Raw genomic sequence first — 15,811 nt, 5'->3', positions numbered from 1 at the left:
GCAAGCCAGGCTTCGTGGTTCACGAAGCGAATGGCCTGAATCCTTTGTGAAATCGGGAGTTCCTGATGCATGCTTCGCTTCCCACGAAAGCGGAGTGTGTTATGCGCCGGTTTGATTTGACTACGTTGCGGGTGTTCGTCGCGGTTGCCGATGAGCGCAGCCTGACCCGCGCTGCTGAACGCGAGCACCTGGCGCTGGCGGCGGTGAGCAAGCGCGTCAGCGATCTGGAAAGTCAGCTGGGCATCAGCCTGCTCTACCGCCAGCCCAAGGGCGTCGAGCTGACGCCGGCCGGGCATGCCTTGTTGCACCATGCGCGCAATGTGCTGGACAACCTGCAGCGGATGAATGCCGATCTCAGCGAATTCAGCGAGGGCGTCAAAGGCCATGTGCGCATTCATGCCAACACCTCGGCGGTGATCCAGTTTCTGCCTGAAGACCTCAGCGTGTTCAGCCGTCTGCACCCGCAGGTGAAAATCGATCTGGAAGAGCGGGTCAGCACCGATACCTTGCGCGCGTTGCGCGAGGGCCTGACCGACATCGGCATTTTTGCCGGCCACCTGCCGGTGGAAGAATTGCAGGTGTTCCCCTACCGCCAGGATCAACTGGTGCTGGTCACGCCGCGCGAACATCCGCTGGCGACGCGCGAATGCCTGGCGTTGCGTGACGCGGCCGCCTACGACTTCATCGGTCTGCAGCAGGATGCCTCGCTGCACACGCTGCTGCAGCAGTCGGCCCAGCAGCAAGGCATTCCCTTGCGCTTGCGCATCCAGGTGCGCAGTTTCGAGGCGATCTGCCGGATGATCCACACCGGTATGGGCATCGGCGTGTTGCCGGCGCAGGTCGTCAGCAATTATCTGCCCACGCTCGAAGTCGCCACTGTTCCGTTGAGTGATGCCTGGGCACGGCGCGAGCTGAAGATCGGCGTGCGCAATCTGCAAGGGTTATCGGTGACTGCGCGGCAGATGCTCGAGCACCTCACCAACGGCGAAGGAGAGGCATGAGAACAGCGTGTTTTCACGCATGATTGACGAGTGGTTTCGTGAACCACGAAGTCGAGCTTCCTCAAATGTGAATGTCAGCGGATGAAAGTGCCGGGGTAGAGTCCAGAGGCTTGCATGGCTCAACAATTACAAAACGGAGCTTCCCATGTCACGACTCACCTTTAATCGCGTCACCCGCTTGTTCGCCGCCTCGGCCCTGTTCTGTGCGCTCAGCGCCCAGGCCGACCCGATCCTCATCAAGTTCTCCCACATCACCGCCGACACCACGCCCAAGGGTCAAGGCGCATTGATGTTCCAAAAACTCGTCGCCGAACGCCTGCCGGGCCAGGTCGAAGTACAGGTATTCTCCAACTCTTCGCTGTACGGCGATGGCAAGGAGATGGAAGCGCTGCTGATGAACGAGGTGCAGATGCTCGCACCGGCGCCTTCCAAGCTGGAGCAGTACACCAAGCAACTGCAGCTGTTCGATCTGATGTTCCTGTTTGATGACGTCGCCGCTGCTCAGCGTTTCCAGCAGTCGGATAAGGGCCGGGCCATGTTGCGCTCGATGGAAGCCAAGGGCATCACCGGCCTGGCCTACTGGCTCAACGGCATGCGCCATTTCACCGCCAACACGCCGCTGCGCGAGCCGGCCAATGCGCGCGGGTTGAAGTTCCGCGTGCAGCCCTCGGATCTGCAGGCCGCGCAATACACTGCGCTGCGCGCCGTACCGCGCAAGATGTCCTTTGCGGAAATCTATCAGGGTCTGCAGACCGGGGTGGTCAATGCTCAGGACAACCCCTGGTCGAACATCTACAGCCAGAAGTATCACGAAGTTCAGAAGTACATGACCGAGTCCAGTCATGCGATTGGCAACTACCTGCTGATCACCAACACGCAATTCTGGAACGGCTTGCCGGCTCCGGTACGCAGCGAGCTGGAGAACATCATCGAAGAGGTGACCACCGAGGTGAATCGCCAGGCCGAGGCGCTGAATGAAACGGCCAGGCAGAACATCGTAGCCTCTGGCAAAAGCGAGATCCTGCAGCTGACCGCCGAGCAACGTGCTGCCTGGCGTGACGCTGTGCGTCCGGCCTGGGCGAAGTTCGAGGCTGAAATCGGCGCTGAACTGATTCAGGCCGCTCAGGCGTCGAATCAGCGCTGACCCGCTTACTTGGGCGTTATCCGCGGCCGGCAGCCATTCTGCCGGCCGTTTTTCTTACGGGGCGTTGTAAGGTTCCCGAGCCGAAAACCTACCATGGTCGCACGCGGCCTTTTCGAATCAGGGGTCTATGCTTTTCGAAAGCGTGCTTCCTGGCGTTGCCGGTAGTGACCCGGGCCCCGCCTTTGGCCGGGTAAGGGCTCGCCGACTCGCAGGCCGCACTCATATCAAGGAAGGCAAGACGAGGACAGCCCAATGAGTGCCGAATCCCTGTATCCCGTGCAGCCTGAGGTCGCCGCACACACGTTGACCGATGAAGCGACCTACAAGGCGCTGTATCAGCAGTCGGTGGTTAATCCGGACGGTTTCTGGCGCGAGCAGGCCGAACGGATCGACTGGATCAAACCCTTTAGCCGGGTGAAGCAAACCTCGTTCGACGATCACCATGTGGATATCAAATGGTTCGCCGACGGCACCCTCAACGTTTCCGCCAACTGCCTGGACCGCCACTTGGAAGAGCGCGGCGACCAAGCGGCGATCATTTGGGAAGGTGATGATCCTTCCGAACACAAGGTGATCACCTACCGCGAATTGCACGAGCAAGTGTCAAAGTTCGCCAATGCGTTGCGCGGCCAGGATGTACACCGTGGCGACGTCGTGACCATTTATATGCCGATGATTCCCGAGGCCGCGGTGGCGATGCTCGCCTGCGCACGGATCGGGGCGATCCATTCGGTGGTGTTTGGCGGTTTTTCGCCCGAGGCCCTGGCCGGGCGCATCATCGATTGCAATTCCAAATTGGTGATCACCGCGGACGAAGCCCTGCGGGGCGGCAAGCGTATCCCGCTCAAGGCCAACGTCGACCAGGCCCTGACTCACCCGGAGACGCGCAGCATCCAGAACGTCATCGTGGTCAAGCGCACCGGCGGCGAGATCAACTGGTACCCGCACCGTGACCTTGCCTATGACGATCTGATGCGAGTCGCAGGCAGCGTCTGCGCCCCCAAGGAGATGGGTGCTGAGGAGCCCCTGTTCATCCTCTATACCTCAGGCTCCACCGGCAAACCCAAGGGTGTGCTGCATACCACGGCGGGCTATCTGGTGTTTGTCGCGTTGACCCACGAGAAAGTCTTCGATTATCGGCCCGGCGAGGTGTTCTGGTGCACCGCTGACGTCGGCTGGGTGACCGGGCACAGTTATATTCTCTACGGACCGTTGGCCAACGGGGCTACCACCCTGATGTACGAGGGTGTGCCCAACTACCCCGACGTGACGCGTGTGGCAAAAATCATCGACAAGCACAAGGTCAACATTCTCTACACCGCGCCTACGGCCATCCGGGCCATGATGGCCCAAGGCAAGGCGGCGGTTGAAGGCGCTGACGGCTCCAGCCTGCGCCTGCTGGGCTCGGTAGGCGAGCCGATCAATCCGCAAGCCTGGCATTGGTACTACGAGACCGTTGGCCAGTCACGCTGCCCGATCGTCGACACCTGGTGGCAGACCGAAACCGGCGGCATCCTGATCAGTCCGTTACCGGGCGCGACAGCGCTTAAACCGGGTTCGGCGACCCGGCCGTTCTTCGGTGTGGTTCCCGGTATCGTCGATAACCAGGGCAATCTGTTGGAGGGCGTCGCGGAAGGCAACCTGGTGATTCTCGACTCCTGGCCGGGGCAGATGCGCAGCATCTATCGCGACCACGACCGGTTTGTCGACACCTACTTCAAGACCTATCGGGGCATGTACTTCACCGGTGATGGCGCGCGCCGCGACGAGGACGGCTACTACTGGATCACCGGGCGGGTGGATGATGTGTTGAACATCTCCGGGCACCGCATGGGTACCGCCGAGATCGAAAGTGCCATGGTCGCCCATCCCAAGGTGGCCGAGGCGGCGGCGGTGGGTGTGCCCCATGACCTCAAGGGTCAGGGCATCTATGTGTACGTCAGCCTGAACACTGGGGAGCATTCGTCCGAGGAGTTGAGTCAGGAACTCAAGCAATGGGTGCGCCATGAAATTGGCCCGATTGCCGTGCCAGAGGTGATTCAGTTTGCCGCCAGCCTGCCCAAGACCCGTTCGGGCAAGATCATGCGCCGGATCCTGCGCAAGATTGCCACCGGCGACTATGAAAGCCTCGGCGACATCTCCACCTTGGCCGACCCCAGTGTGGTGCAAGACCTGATCGAAACCCACCGAGGCCTGCACAGCGCCTGAGCGCTGCGGCTTCCCGCAGGCGCAAGCGCTAGTAGGAAGCCGTCTTCCTCGACCGCAAAAAAGCCTTGCAGTCAGCTGCAGCTTCAACCCTTGGCGAGGTCGTAGTGCTGCCTAACACAGGCGAAGCGCCGCAGAAATATACCGTTCTTATGTGCTGCGTTGTTCGGCCTGGCGTTCTGCCGTTAGAATGACGTCTTTGTGTGTCAGCCGCCGCGTGCAAGCGCTTGATGCAGTGCGCATTTAACCGCTTGTACTGTCTTCTCTTAGCCTCAAACAGGCCTTTGTGAGGCTAAACTGCTCCGCCATGACTGCCTCTAGAATCGGTTTCCTTGTTTGGCCAGGCACCCGCGCGACGACACTGGCCCTGGCCGAAGAAGCGCTTCGTGTCGCCCAGCATGTTCACCCGGATGTTATGTACGATCTGCACTTCTTTCAGGTGGAAGAAATGCCGTCGAACGCTGCCTGGCGCTTGCCTGGCGGCAGTCTGGTGGAAGATTCGCTGGAAGGATTGTCGCGCCTGTTTCTAGTGGCTGACGAGCCGCCGCGTGCGGTGTCGCCGACTTTGACCGCCATGCTCAAGCAACTGGCGCGCAGCGGCTGTCAGTTGGGTGCACTGTCTGCCGGTGTATACCCCCTGGCATTATTGGGATTGCTCGATGGCTATCGCGCTGCCGTGCATTGGCGTTGGCTGGATGATTTCATCGAACGCTTCCCCAAAGTGGTCGCTACCAGCTACCTGTTCGAGTGGGACCGCGATCGCCTGAGCGCCTGTGGCGGTTTGGCCGTGCTCGATCTGTTTCTGGCGGTGCTCACGCGTGATCATGGCGCGGAACTGGCCGGCGCGGTGAGTGAGGAGCTGGTGGTCGAGCGGATCCGCGAGGGCAGTGAGCGCCAGCGCGTACCGCTGCAGAATCGCATTGGCTCCAGCCACCCCAAGCTGACCCAGGCGGTACTGCTGATGGAGGCCAATATCGAGGAGCCGCTGACCACCGACGAAATCGCCCAGCATGTGAGCGTATCGCGCCGGCAGCTGGAACGTATCTTCAAGCAGTACCTCAACCGTGTGCCCAGTCAGTATTACTTGGAGCTGCGCCTGAACAAGGCGCGCCAGATGCTCATCCAGACCAGCAAGTCGATTATCCAGATCGGCCTGTCGTGTGGATTCTCCTCGGGGCCGCATTTTTCCAGCGCTTACCGCAATTTCTTTGGCGCCACGCCGCGTGAAGATCGCAACCAGCGTCGCAGTGGCACGCCGTTCGACCTGACCACGCCGTCGGCGCCGGCAGATCGAGGCTGACAGTTTTTTTCGTGAATAGGCGCACACTGGAATCAACAGTGATTAAACTGCGCTGCCGGGCCAGCCGGATGGCCCCGGCGCGTTCTGCCGAGCAGCCTTCGCCTGGCGATGGTCATGCTTCGCAAGAATTTCCAACACTCTCATCTTGGCCAGACATGGCAGGAGAACGTCTCGATGTCCGCTCCACACGTGCCCGTTAAACGCGCTGATTTCGATCAGGTCATGGTTCCCAACTATGCGCCCGCCGCCTTTATTCCCGTGCGTGGCGAAGGCTCTCGGGTCTGGGACCAGAGTGGCCGAGAGCTGATCGACTTCTCCGGTGGCATTGCGGTGAACGTGCTGGGGCATTGTCACCCCCGACTGGTCGAGGCGCTCACCGAGCAGGCCGGCCAGCTCTGGCACGTCTCCAACGTATTCACCAACGAGCCGGCATTGCGCCTGGCCCAGAAGCTGGTGAACGCCACCTTTGCCGAGCGGGTGTTCTTCTGCAACTCCGGCGCCGAGGCCAACGAGGCCGCCTTCAAGCTTGCTCGCCGCGTTGCCCATGACCGCTTCGGTCCTGAGAAGCACGAAATTATCTCTGCGCTCAACAGCTTCCACGGTCGCACCTTCTTTACCGTGAGCGTGGCTGGCCAGCCGAAATACTCCGATGGCTTCGGGCCCAAGCCACAGGGCATCACCCACGTCCCGTTCAATGATCTGGCGGCGCTGGAAGCGACCATTTCCGACAAGACCTGTGCCGTAGTGCTGGAGCCGATCCAGGGCGAAAGCGGGATTCGTCCGGCCGAGCAAGCCTACCTGGAAGGCGTACGCAAGCTGTGCGACAAGCATAATGCGCTGTTGATCTTCGACGAAGTGCAGACCGGGGTTGGCCGTACCGGCGACCTGTTCGCCTACATGCACCACCACGTGGTGCCGGACATTCTGTCCAGCGCCAAGAGCCTGGGCGGCGGCTTCCCGATTGCCTCGATCCTGACCACCCAGGAGCTGGCCGGTTATTTCTCGGTGGGTGTGCACGGCACCACCTACGGAGGCAACCCGCTGGGTTGCGCGGTAGGCGGGGCGGTGCTGGATATCGTCAACACCCCCGAAGTGCTCAATGGCGTCAAAGCTCGCCACGAAATCTTCAAGACACGCCTGCAGCAGATCGGTGCGCAATACGGCCTGTTTGACGAGATTCGCGGACGCGGCCTGCTGATCGGTGCGCAGCTCACCGAAGGCTGGCTGGGCAAGGCGGGCCAGGTTCTGGCCGCCGCCGAGAAGGAGGCCCTGATGGTTCTGCAGGCCGGCCCCGACGTGGTGCGCTTCGCTCCCAGCCTGGTGATCGACGAGGCGGATATCGACGAAGGCTTGAACCGTTTCGAGCGTGCCGTGGCGCGCCTGGTCAACCAGGGCTGACAGGTCCGTACCGCCCCCCCACAACAGGAGTCACAGCATGCTGGTGATGCGCCCCGCGCAACTTTCCGACCTGGCTGAAGTCAAGCGCCTGGCTGCGGACAGTCCGCTGGGCGTCACGTCGTTGCCTGATGATGTGGAACGGCTGCGTGAAAAGATCCTGGCCTCGGAAGCCTCGTTTGCAGCCGAGGTGATCTTCAATGGCGAGGAAAGCTACTTCTTCGTGCTTGAGGACAGCTCCAGCGGGCGGTTGCTGGGATGCTCGGGATTGGTGGCTTCGGCCGGCTATTCCGAGCCCTTCTACACCTTTCGCAACGAAACCTTCGTGCATGCGTCCCGCGAGCTGAACATTCACAACAAGACCCATGCTCTGTCGCTGTGTCACGACCTGACCGGCAACACCTTGCTGACCAGCTTTTTCGTCGAGCGGTCTGAGTCGTTGCTGGCCAGCGAGCTGGTGTCGCGAGGACGACTGCTGTTCATCGCCAGCCACCCGGAGCGTTTCGCCGAGGCGGTGGTGGTGGAGATCATCGGCGACAGTGACGACAACGGCGACTCGCCATTCTGGGATGGAGTAGGGCGTAATTTCTTCGACATGAGTTATGCCGAGGCCGAGCATCTTTCCGGCGTGAAAAGCCGCAGCTACCTGGCCGAGCTGATGCCGCATTACCCTATCTATGTGCCGCTGCTGTCCGATGCCGCTCAAGAGGCCATGGGGCAGGTGCATCCGCAGGCGCAAGACTCTTTCGACATCCTCACGCGTGAAGGCTTCGAGACCGAGCATTACATCGATATCTTCGATGGCGGTCCGACCCTGCATGCACGTACGTCAGGCATTCGTTCGATCGCCCAGAGCCAGGTGCTGCCGGTGCAGCTGAACGATCAGCCGATGCGCACCGGCGGGCGGCCCTACCTGCTGGCCAATGGGTTGCTGCAGGATTTTCGCGCCATCGCAGTGAGTCTCGATTGGGAGGCCGGCGCCCCGGTGCGCCTCGACCGCGTAACGGCCGAAGCGCTGGGCGTAGGCGAAGGCGCTACTGTCAGGTTGATCGCAATTTGAATACAGATGTCATGTGGTGCGCCATTGTCGGCCTAACCGGGAGCGTTACAACCCGTGGCGTGCAGTGTGCGGCTGGCAGCCATACGGAGGAGTCATGATCGTTCGTCCCGTACGCAGTGCCGATTTGCCGGCGCTGGTCGACCTGGCGCGCAGCACGGGGGCTGGCCTCACCTCGCTGCCGGAGAGCGAGGAGCGCCTGGCGCAGCGCATTGCCTGGGCACAAGTCAGTTTCCGCGGCGAGGCGGCAGCGGCGGATGCTGATTACTTGTTCGTGCTGGAAGACGATGACGGCAAGGTGGTGGGGATTTCGGCCATAACCGGCGCGGTTGGCCTGCGTCAGCCCTGGTACAACTACCGGGTCGGGCTCACCGTGTGCGCCTCGCTGGAGCTGAACATTCATCGGCAGATTCCGACGTTGTTCCTGGCCAACGACCTGACCGGCAATACCGAGATGTGTTCGTTGTTCCTGCATGCCGATCACCGTACAGGCCTCAATGGTCGGCTGCTGTCCAAGGCGCGCCTGTTGTTTGTGGCCGAGTTTCGCTCACTGTTCGCCGACAAGGTGATCGCCGAAATGCGCGGAATTTCCGATGCCGAAGGCCGCGCCCCATTTTGGGAATGTCTGGGGCGGCATTTCTTCAAGATGGAATTCAGCCGCGCCGATTACCTTACCGGTGTCGGCAACAAGGCTTTCATCGCCCAACTGATGCCCAAGTTTCCGCTGTATACCTGCTTCCTGTCTGAGGAGGCGCGCGAGGCGCTGGGCAAGGTTCATGCGGAAAGCGAGCCGGCGCTGACCATGCTGCAGAGCGAGGGTTTTACCCATCAGGGCTACGTCGATATTTTTGACGGCGGCCCGGCACTGGAATGTGAGACCGCCAAGATCCGCGCGGTGCGCGACAGTCGCTTGCTGGTGCTGGCAGTAGGTACGCCCGGCGATGACGCCAGTGATTTCCTGATTCACAACCGCAAGCGCGAAGAATGCCGAGTGACGGTGGGACAAGCCCGCATGGCGGCCGGGACTCTGGTGGTTGATCCGCAGACAGCTCGGCGGCTGGGCTTGTCGCCGGGTGCTCAAGTGCGCGCCGTGCCGCTGCGAGCCGATAACCTCACCTGATCATGGGCCTGTCCGCTTTGCTCATGACCGTCCGGCGGAAAACGATGTGTCTGATCCGCATTTGCGCATTCGGTGCGATGCGGGATTGGATGAGCGGAAGCAGCGCTTTAAACTGCGGCCCCTACACCTTTCTAACGAATGAACGGCAAATGAATCGACAGTGCTGCTGTCGGCTACCTGCCGTTCATTGCTTTTCCCTTAGGAGATTGATATGAGCGATGCCCCTCTGCAACTGATTCTTGAAGACACCGATGGCACCCAGCTGGAAACCACCTGCACCCGTTTTGCCGTGATGTGGCAGGGCCGGGAGGTGTGGATTCAGCAGGTGGGCAACGGTCAGTTGATGATTGGTGTGGATGTCGACGAAAACGACACCGAATACGCCAACCTCTTGCTGCGTCCGTTGGCGACCAACCTGGTAAGCCTGCAGCTGGAAATGGAGCCCGCCGACCTTGAGGGCGATGACGAGCACGTCCATGGTCCGGACTGCAATCACGACCATTGATCTGCTAGCGGCAGCAAACGCTGCTTGGCGTAGAGGTAGCGCTGGTATCCGGCGGCGCAGCTGTTGACCCCAATTCACCGCGCCCAGCGCTTTCAGTGGCGATTGTGAGTGGCGATTTATTGCTGCCGGTGCCCATCCAGAGCAGTCCTCATGTCTTATATAGGGAGGCGTGCAATGCCTGTCATCGATTTGCGCAGCGACACCGTCACTCAGCCCACCCCTGGCATGCGCGAAGCGATGCTCACGGCTCAGCTCGGCGACGACGTCTACGGTGAAGACCCCGCCGTTAATGCATTGCAGCAAACCCTGGCCGAACGGCTTGGCTTTGCCGCGGCGCTGTTCGTACCCACCGGTACGATGAGCAACCTGCTGGGCCTGATGGCGCATTGCGAGCGCGGCGACGAATACATCGTCGGCCAGCAAGCGCATACCTACAAATACGAAGGCGGCGGGGCGGCTGTACTGGGTTCCATCCAGCCGCAGCCGGTGGAAATGGACATCGACGGCTCGCTGGATCTGGATCGGGTCAAGGCGGCCATCAAGGCAAACGACTTCCACTTCGCACGCACACGCTTGCTGGCGCTGGAAAACACCATGCAGGGCAAAGTGCTGCCGCTCGAGTATCTGGCGGCGGCGCGTGCCTTCACTCATCAGCATGGCCTGGCTCTGCACCTCGACGGAGCGCGGCTGTTCAATGCCTCGGTGCGTCTGGGCGTATCGCCAACGGAGATCGCCAGGCATTTCGATTCGGTTTCTGTGTGCTTGTCCAAAGGCCTGGGTGCGCCGGTTGGCTCGGTGCTATGCGGTTCAGAGGCGCTTATTGACAAGGCGCGCCGCTGGCGCAAAGTGTTGGGGGGCGGCATGCGCCAGGCCGGCATTCTGGCTGCGGCTGGGATGTATGCATTGGACCACCAGGTCGAGCGTCTGGCCGAGGATCACGCCAACGCGCAACGCCTGGGCGAGGGTTTGAGTGAGCATGGGTGGGCGGTGGAGCCGGTGCAGACCAACATGGTTTATGTGCAGGTTGGCGAGCACGCACAGGCGCTGCAGCAGTACGCGGCCGCACGACAGATTCGCCTCACCGCGGCGCCACGTATGCGCCTGGTGACTCATATCGACGTCGGCGCTGCCGATATAGTCAAGGTGATTGACCTTTTCAAGGCGTTTCGCATTGAAAAAACCTGACTATCCAATTGACCCTGCCAATTGAACAAAGCGCTGCATCAACGGTCTCGGGTCGATATAATGCCGCCCTTTGCCGGCTATCCGCGTGGCGTTTGGGCCACCGCCGTTTTCTGGAAGAATTTATGAAAAGCGCAGAAATCCGTGAAGCCTTCCTTCGCTTCTTCGAAGAGAAGGGGCACACCCGTGTGGCCTCCAGTTCGCTGATTCCGGCGAATGATCCGACCTTGCTGTTTACCAATGCGGGCATGAATCAGTTCAAGGACTGTTTCCTCGGCTTGGAAAAGCGCGCCTATACCCGCGCAACCACCAGCCAGAAGTGCGTGCGCGCCGGCGGCAAGCATAACGATCTGGAAAACGTCGGTTATACCGCACGCCACCATACGTTCTTCGAGATGCTGGGTAACTTCAGCTTCGGCGATTACTTCAAGCGCGACGCGATTCATTACGCCTGGGAATTCCTCACTTCGCCGCAATGGCTGGGCCTGCCTGCCGAGAAACTGTGGGTCACCGTCTATGCCAGTGATGATGAGGCCTACGATATCTGGACCCAGCAAATCGGCGTGCCGGCCGAGCGCATGGTGCGCATTGGCGACAACAAGGGTGCGCCTTACGCCTCGGACAACTTTTGGGCGATGGGCGATACCGGCCCTTGCGGTCCGTGCACCGAAATCTTCTTCGACCATGGCGAGCACATTTGGGGTGGCCCGCCCGGCTCGCCGGAAGAGGACGGCGACCGCTACATCGAAATCTGGAACAACGTGTTCATGCAGTTCAACCGCACTGCAGACGGTGTGATGCACCCGCTGCCGGCGCCGAGCGTAGACACCGGCATGGGCCTGGAGCGCATTAGCGCGGTGTTGCAGCATGTCAACTCGAACTACGAGATCGACTTGTTCCAGAGCTTGTTGAATGCGTCGGCAGCCGCCATCGGCTGCGCCAATGAAGGTCAGGCCTCGCTGAAAGTGGTTGCCGATCACATTCGTTCCTGCGGCTTCCTGATTGCTGACGGCGTGACGCCGTCTAACGAAGGCCGTGGCTATGTGCTGCGCCGTATCGTTCGCCGCGCCTGCCGCCACGGTAACAAGCTGGGTGCCAAGGGCAGCTTTTTCCACAAGATTGTCGCCGCGCTGGTGGCCGAGATGGGCGAAGCCTTCCCCGAATTGAAACAGCAGCAGGCGCAGATCGAGCGCGTTCTGAAGACCGAGGAAGAGCAGTTCGCCAAGACCCTGGAGCAGGGCCTGAAGATTCTTGAGCAGGATCTGGCTGAGCTGTCTGGCACGGTCATCCCCGGCGATGTGGTGTTCAAGTTGTACGACACCTACGGCTTCCCGGTTGACCTGACCGCCGATATCGCCCGCGAGCGCGAGCTGACCATCGATGAGCAGGGCTTTGAGCGTGAGATGGATGCCCAGCGCGAGCGCGCACGCTCCGCCAGTGCGTTCGGCCTTGACTATAACAGCCTGGTGAAGGTAGAGGGCGAGACGCGCTTTATCGGTTACCAGGGCACGTCGGGCAGCGGCAAGGTGGTCGCGCTGTTCAAGGAAGGCATGAATGTAGAGCGCCTGAACGCGGGCGAAGAGGGCGTGGTGGTGCTTGACCAGACGCCGTTCTATGCCGAATCCGGCGGTCAGGTGGGTGACTGCGGTTATCTTGCTGCCGAAGGCCTGCGTTTCGATGTGCGTGATACCAGCAAGGCCGGCGGTGCCTATCTTCACCATGGAATCCTGGACAGTGGCAGCTTGCAGGTCGGGGCCGCGGTCGATGCGACCGTCGATTCCTCGGTGCGTCAGGCAACCGCTTTGAACCACTCGGCGACTCACCTGCTGCACGCTGCGCTGCGCGAGATCCTGGGCGAGCATGTGTCGCAAAAAGGTTCGCTTGTGGACAGCCAGCGCCTGCGTTTCGACTTCAGTCACTTCGAGGCGATCAAGCCCGAGCAAATCAAGGCGCTGGAAGATCGGGTCAACGCCGAGATTCGCAAGAACACGGCGGTGGATATCGAGGAGACTGATATCGAGACGGCCAAGTCTCGCGGCGCCATGGCGCTGTTCGGTGAAAAGTACGGCGACCAGGTGCGTGTGCTGAGCATGGGCGGCGGTTTCTCCGTCGAGCTGTGTGGCGGCACCCACGTCAAGCGCACCGGTGACATCGGCTTGTTCAAGATCACCAGCGAAGGCGGCGTAGCCGCCGGTGTGCGCCGCATCGAAGCGGTTACCGGCGAACTCGCGCTGGCCTACCTGAATGCCGCCGAAGAGCAGCTCAAGGAAGCCGCGCAGCTGGTCAAGGGCAGCCGCGACAACATGCTGGAAAAACTGGCTGGTGTGCTTGAGCGTAACCGTCAGTTGGAAAAGGAACTGGAGCAACTCAAGGCCAAGGCTGCCAGCGCGGCCGGTAGTGACCTGGCTGGCTCGGCAGTCGACGTCAAGGGCGCAAAAGTGCTGGCGGCGCGTCTCGACGGCCTGGATGGCAAGGCATTGCTGGCGCTGGTCGATCAGTTGAAGAACAAGCTTGGCAGTGCGGTGATCCTGCTCGGTGGTGTTCAGGACGACAAAGTCGTGCTGGTAGCCGGCGTGACTCAGGACCTGACGAGCAAACTCAAGGCCGGCGATTTGATGCGCCAGGCGGCAGCCGCCGTTGGTGGCAAGGGTGGTGGACGTCCGGACATGGCCCAGGGCGGCGGCAGCGATGCCGGCAAACTGGACGAGGCCCTGGCATTGGCCGAGGGATTTGTCGAACAAGGTCTGTAATTGCTGAAAGCCAGGGTTCGCAGCGCGCCCAGCGAACCCTGGTAGTTTGACCCCTGGTGGGTCTAATGGGCGCCTTCAAGGACTCAGGCGGTTTTTGACATGGCTTTGATCGTACAAAAGTTTGGAGGCACCTCCGTGGGTAGCGTTGAACGCATCCAGCAGGTAGCCGAGAAGATCAAGAAATTCCGGGAGAACGGCGACGATATCGTCGTGGTGGTTTCCGCCATGAGCGGTGAGACCAATCGCCTGATCGATCTGGCCAAACAAATTACCAATGGCAAGCCGGTACCGCGTGAGCTGGACATGATGGTGTCCACCGGCGAGCAGGTGACTATTGCTCTATTGGCCATGGCGTTGATCACTCGCGGCGTGCCGGCAGTGTCCTTTACTGGTAACCAGGTGCGTATCCTCACCGACAGCACCCACACCAAGGCGCGGATTCTGCAAATTGATGCGCAGAAGATCGGCGCTGAGCTCAAGATGGGCAAGGTCGTCGTCGTCGCCGGTTTTCAAGGGGTGGACGAGCACGGCAACATCACCACGCTGGGCCGCGGCGGTTCGGACACCACGGGTGTCGCCCTGGCGGCGGCGCTGAAAGCCGATGAATGCCAGATTTACACCGATGTGGACGGGGTCTACACCACTGACCCGCGCGTCGTACCTAAGGCGCGTCGCCTGGAGCGGATTACCTTTGAAGAGATGCTGGAAATGGCCAGCCTTGGTTCGAAGGTCTTGCAGATCCGTTCGGTGGAATTTGCCGGTAAATACAACGTCCCGCTGCGCGTGCTGCACAGCTTTCAAGAGGGGCCGGGCACCCTCATTACCCTTGATGAAGAGGAATCCATGGAACAGCCGATCATCTCTGGCATCGCTTTCAACCGCGACGAATCAAAGCTGACCATTCGTGGCGTGCCGGATACTCCCGGGGTCGCCTTCAAGATCCTGGGTCCGATCAGCGCTGCGAATATCGAAGTGGATATGATCGTGCAGAACGTTTCGCACGATAACACCACGGATTTCACCTTTACCGTCAACAACCCAGACTATGAAAATGCCCTGGGAATCCTGCAGGGGATCGCTGACGAGATTGGCGCTCGCGAGGTCAAAGGCAACGTCAGCATCGCCAAGGTATCCATTGTTGGTGTCGGTATGCGCTCCCACGCTGGAGTGGCCAGTCGCATGTTCGAAGCCCTTGCCAAAGAAGGAATCAATATTCAGATGATCTCGACGTCGGAAATCAAGGTTTCCGTGGTCGTTGAAGAAAAATACCTGGAACTGGCTGTGCGTGCCCTGCACACCGCATTCGAACTGGATGCTCCAGATCACCGCCAGGACGCTTGAATCCTGATGTTTGGAAGGCGCGCATTGCGCGCCTTCTGTCTTTTTGATGGGTCTGAAGGAAATTTTGCTTCCCGCAGGTCGGTCAATATTTGGAAGGTCAGCGCACCCTTCGCGTGGAACCTTCCCTTTTTTGCAGACTGTTGTTGTCCTGTACTACTGAAGAATCCATTAAGGAGAAAGGAATGCTGATTCTGACTCGCCGGGTAGGGGAAACCCTCATGGTAGGTGACGAAGTCACCGTGACTGTTTTGGGCGTGAAAGGTAACCAGGTGCGTATCGGCGTGAACGCTCCTAAAGAAGTTGCCGTACACCGTGAGGAAATCTACCAGCGCATCCAGAAGGAAAAGGATCAGGAACCAAGCCATTAATTTATCTGACTTTTTTTTATAAAAAAGGCTTTGCAAGCGGGGTAAAGCTGTATATCATGCGCCCCGTGTTGCGGAGAGGTGGCCGAGTGGCCGAAGGCGCTCCCCTGCTAAGGGAGTACATCTCAAAAGGGTGTCGGGGGTTCGAATCCCCCCCTCTCCGCCATTATTTTCAAGTTTCGCGGCTGGTTGTAAGAATCGCGAAACAAGTTGCAAATGTGGACTCATAGCTCAGCTGGATAGAGTACTCGGCTACGAACCGAGCGGTCGGAGGTTCGAATCCTCCTGAGTCCGCCACATCAGGGAAGGCTGTCAGTAATGATGGTTTTCTCGCATCAACCAGCGGTGATCTGGTTTATCAAGCGCCCTACGGACTCATAGCTCAGCTGGATAGAGTACTCGGCTACGAACCGAGCGGTCGGAGGTTCGAATCCTCCTGAGTCCGC

General features: G+C 60.2%; 12 protein-coding genes and 3 tRNA genes. All 15 read left to right on the top strand.

What is annotated here, in order from left to right; translation table 11 throughout:
- Nucleotides 1-101 precede the first annotated feature (101 nt).
- The 15 genes from ACTV8E_RS02340 to ACTV8E_RS02270 all read left to right on the top strand — a co-directional run bounded on the left by ACTV8E_RS02340 (nt 102) and on the right by ACTV8E_RS02270 (nt 15,810).
- On the top strand, nt 102-1,001 hold the full coding sequence (locus ACTV8E_RS02340; RefSeq protein WP_443198337.1) for a LysR family transcriptional regulator: 900 nt from the start codon (nt 102-104) through the stop codon (nt 999-1,001).
- Between the two features lie 145 nt (nt 1,002-1,146).
- Nucleotides 1,147-2,145 (top strand): DctP family TRAP transporter solute-binding subunit, encoded by a 999-nt coding sequence (locus tag ACTV8E_RS02335; RefSeq protein ID WP_251837799.1) that lies wholly within the window; start codon nt 1,147-1,149, stop codon nt 2,143-2,145.
- Nucleotides 2,146-2,397: 252 nt separating this feature from the next.
- Nucleotides 2,398-4,353 carry an acetate--CoA ligase gene (acs, locus tag ACTV8E_RS02330; protein WP_443198336.1) on the top strand — a complete coding sequence of 652 codons (1,956 nt, stop codon included), beginning with the start codon at nt 2,398-2,400 and terminating at the stop codon, nt 4,351-4,353.
- 304 nt (nt 4,354-4,657) lie between these two features.
- Nucleotides 4,658-5,650, top strand: coding sequence for a GlxA family transcriptional regulator (locus ACTV8E_RS02325; RefSeq protein ID WP_251837801.1), 993 nt, complete (start codon nt 4,658-4,660; stop codon nt 5,648-5,650).
- Between the two features lie 174 nt (nt 5,651-5,824).
- The gene (locus tag ACTV8E_RS02320; protein ID WP_443198335.1) at nt 5,825-7,048 is read left to right on the top strand and encodes an aspartate aminotransferase family protein; all 1,224 of its coding nucleotides are present in this window, start codon (nt 5,825-5,827) and stop codon (nt 7,046-7,048) included.
- 37 nt (nt 7,049-7,085) lie between these two features.
- Nucleotides 7,086-8,105, top strand: coding sequence for an arginine/ornithine succinyltransferase subunit alpha (aruF, locus tag ACTV8E_RS02315; RefSeq protein ID WP_443198334.1), 1,020 nt, complete (start codon nt 7,086-7,088; stop codon nt 8,103-8,105).
- 94 nt (nt 8,106-8,199) lie between these two features.
- Nucleotides 8,200-9,222 (top strand): arginine N-succinyltransferase, encoded by a 1,023-nt coding sequence (gene astA, locus ACTV8E_RS02310; RefSeq protein WP_443198333.1) that lies wholly within the window; start codon nt 8,200-8,202, stop codon nt 9,220-9,222.
- 211 nt (nt 9,223-9,433) lie between these two features.
- Nucleotides 9,434-9,727: a topoisomerase II gene (locus tag ACTV8E_RS02305; RefSeq protein ID WP_251837805.1), complete on the top strand. Its 294-nt coding sequence runs from the start codon at nt 9,434-9,436 to the stop codon at nt 9,725-9,727.
- 174 nt (nt 9,728-9,901) lie between these two features.
- Nucleotides 9,902-10,912: a low-specificity L-threonine aldolase gene (gene ltaE, locus ACTV8E_RS02300; RefSeq protein WP_443198332.1), complete on the top strand. Its 1,011-nt coding sequence runs from the start codon at nt 9,902-9,904 to the stop codon at nt 10,910-10,912.
- Between the two features lie 122 nt (nt 10,913-11,034).
- Nucleotides 11,035-13,659, top strand: a complete 2,625-nt coding sequence (alaS, locus tag ACTV8E_RS02295) for an alanine--tRNA ligase (protein WP_443198331.1) — start codon at nt 11,035-11,037, stop codon at nt 13,657-13,659.
- A gap of 99 nt (nt 13,660-13,758) precedes the next feature.
- Entirely contained in the window at nt 13,759-15,000 is a 1,242-nt protein-coding gene (locus ACTV8E_RS02290; protein ID WP_251837808.1) for an aspartate kinase, read from the top strand.
- A 182-nt stretch (nt 15,001-15,182) separates the two neighbouring features.
- On the top strand, nt 15,183-15,368 hold the full coding sequence (csrA, locus tag ACTV8E_RS02285; protein ID WP_084339110.1) for a carbon storage regulator CsrA: 186 nt from the start codon (nt 15,183-15,185) through the stop codon (nt 15,366-15,368).
- 72 nt (nt 15,369-15,440) lie between these two features.
- A tRNA-Ser gene (locus tag ACTV8E_RS02280) sits at nt 15,441-15,531 on the top strand.
- A gap of 54 nt (nt 15,532-15,585) precedes the next feature.
- A tRNA-Arg gene (locus ACTV8E_RS02275) sits at nt 15,586-15,662 on the top strand.
- 74 nt (nt 15,663-15,736) lie between these two features.
- Nucleotides 15,737-15,810, top strand: a tRNA-Arg gene (locus ACTV8E_RS02270).
- Nucleotide 15,811 lies beyond the last annotated feature (1 nt).

It is taken from the genome of Pseudomonas sp. B392_1p (assembly GCF_052245235.1).
Taxonomy (GTDB): Bacteria; Pseudomonadota; Gammaproteobacteria; order Pseudomonadales; family Pseudomonadaceae; genus Serpens; species Serpens gallinarum.
This window is presented reverse-complemented; position numbering and strand designations above follow the sequence as displayed.

Coding starts and splice junctions, on each gene's coding strand:
- ACTV8E_RS02290 (WP_251837808.1), top strand. CDS start 13,759: ATGGCTTTGATCGTACAAAAGTTTGGAGGCACCTCCGTGGGTAGCGTT.
- csrA (WP_084339110.1), top strand. CDS start 15,183: ATGCTGATTCTGACTCGCCGGGTAGGGGAAACCCTCATGGTAGGTGAC.
- aruF (WP_443198334.1), top strand. CDS start 7,086: ATGCTGGTGATGCGCCCCGCGCAACTTTCCGACCTGGCTGAAGTCAAG.
- acs (WP_443198336.1), top strand. CDS start 2,398: ATGAGTGCCGAATCCCTGTATCCCGTGCAGCCTGAGGTCGCCGCACAC.
- ACTV8E_RS02305 (WP_251837805.1), top strand. CDS start 9,434: ATGAGCGATGCCCCTCTGCAACTGATTCTTGAAGACACCGATGGCACC.
- ACTV8E_RS02320 (WP_443198335.1), top strand. CDS start 5,825: ATGTCCGCTCCACACGTGCCCGTTAAACGCGCTGATTTCGATCAGGTC.
- ACTV8E_RS02325 (WP_251837801.1), top strand. CDS start 4,658: ATGACTGCCTCTAGAATCGGTTTCCTTGTTTGGCCAGGCACCCGCGCG.
- ltaE (WP_443198332.1), top strand. CDS start 9,902: ATGCCTGTCATCGATTTGCGCAGCGACACCGTCACTCAGCCCACCCCT.
- ACTV8E_RS02335 (WP_251837799.1), top strand. CDS start 1,147: ATGTCACGACTCACCTTTAATCGCGTCACCCGCTTGTTCGCCGCCTCG.
- ACTV8E_RS02340 (WP_443198337.1), top strand. CDS start 102: ATGCGCCGGTTTGATTTGACTACGTTGCGGGTGTTCGTCGCGGTTGCC.
- alaS (WP_443198331.1), top strand. CDS start 11,035: ATGAAAAGCGCAGAAATCCGTGAAGCCTTCCTTCGCTTCTTCGAAGAG.
- astA (WP_443198333.1), top strand. CDS start 8,200: ATGATCGTTCGTCCCGTACGCAGTGCCGATTTGCCGGCGCTGGTCGAC.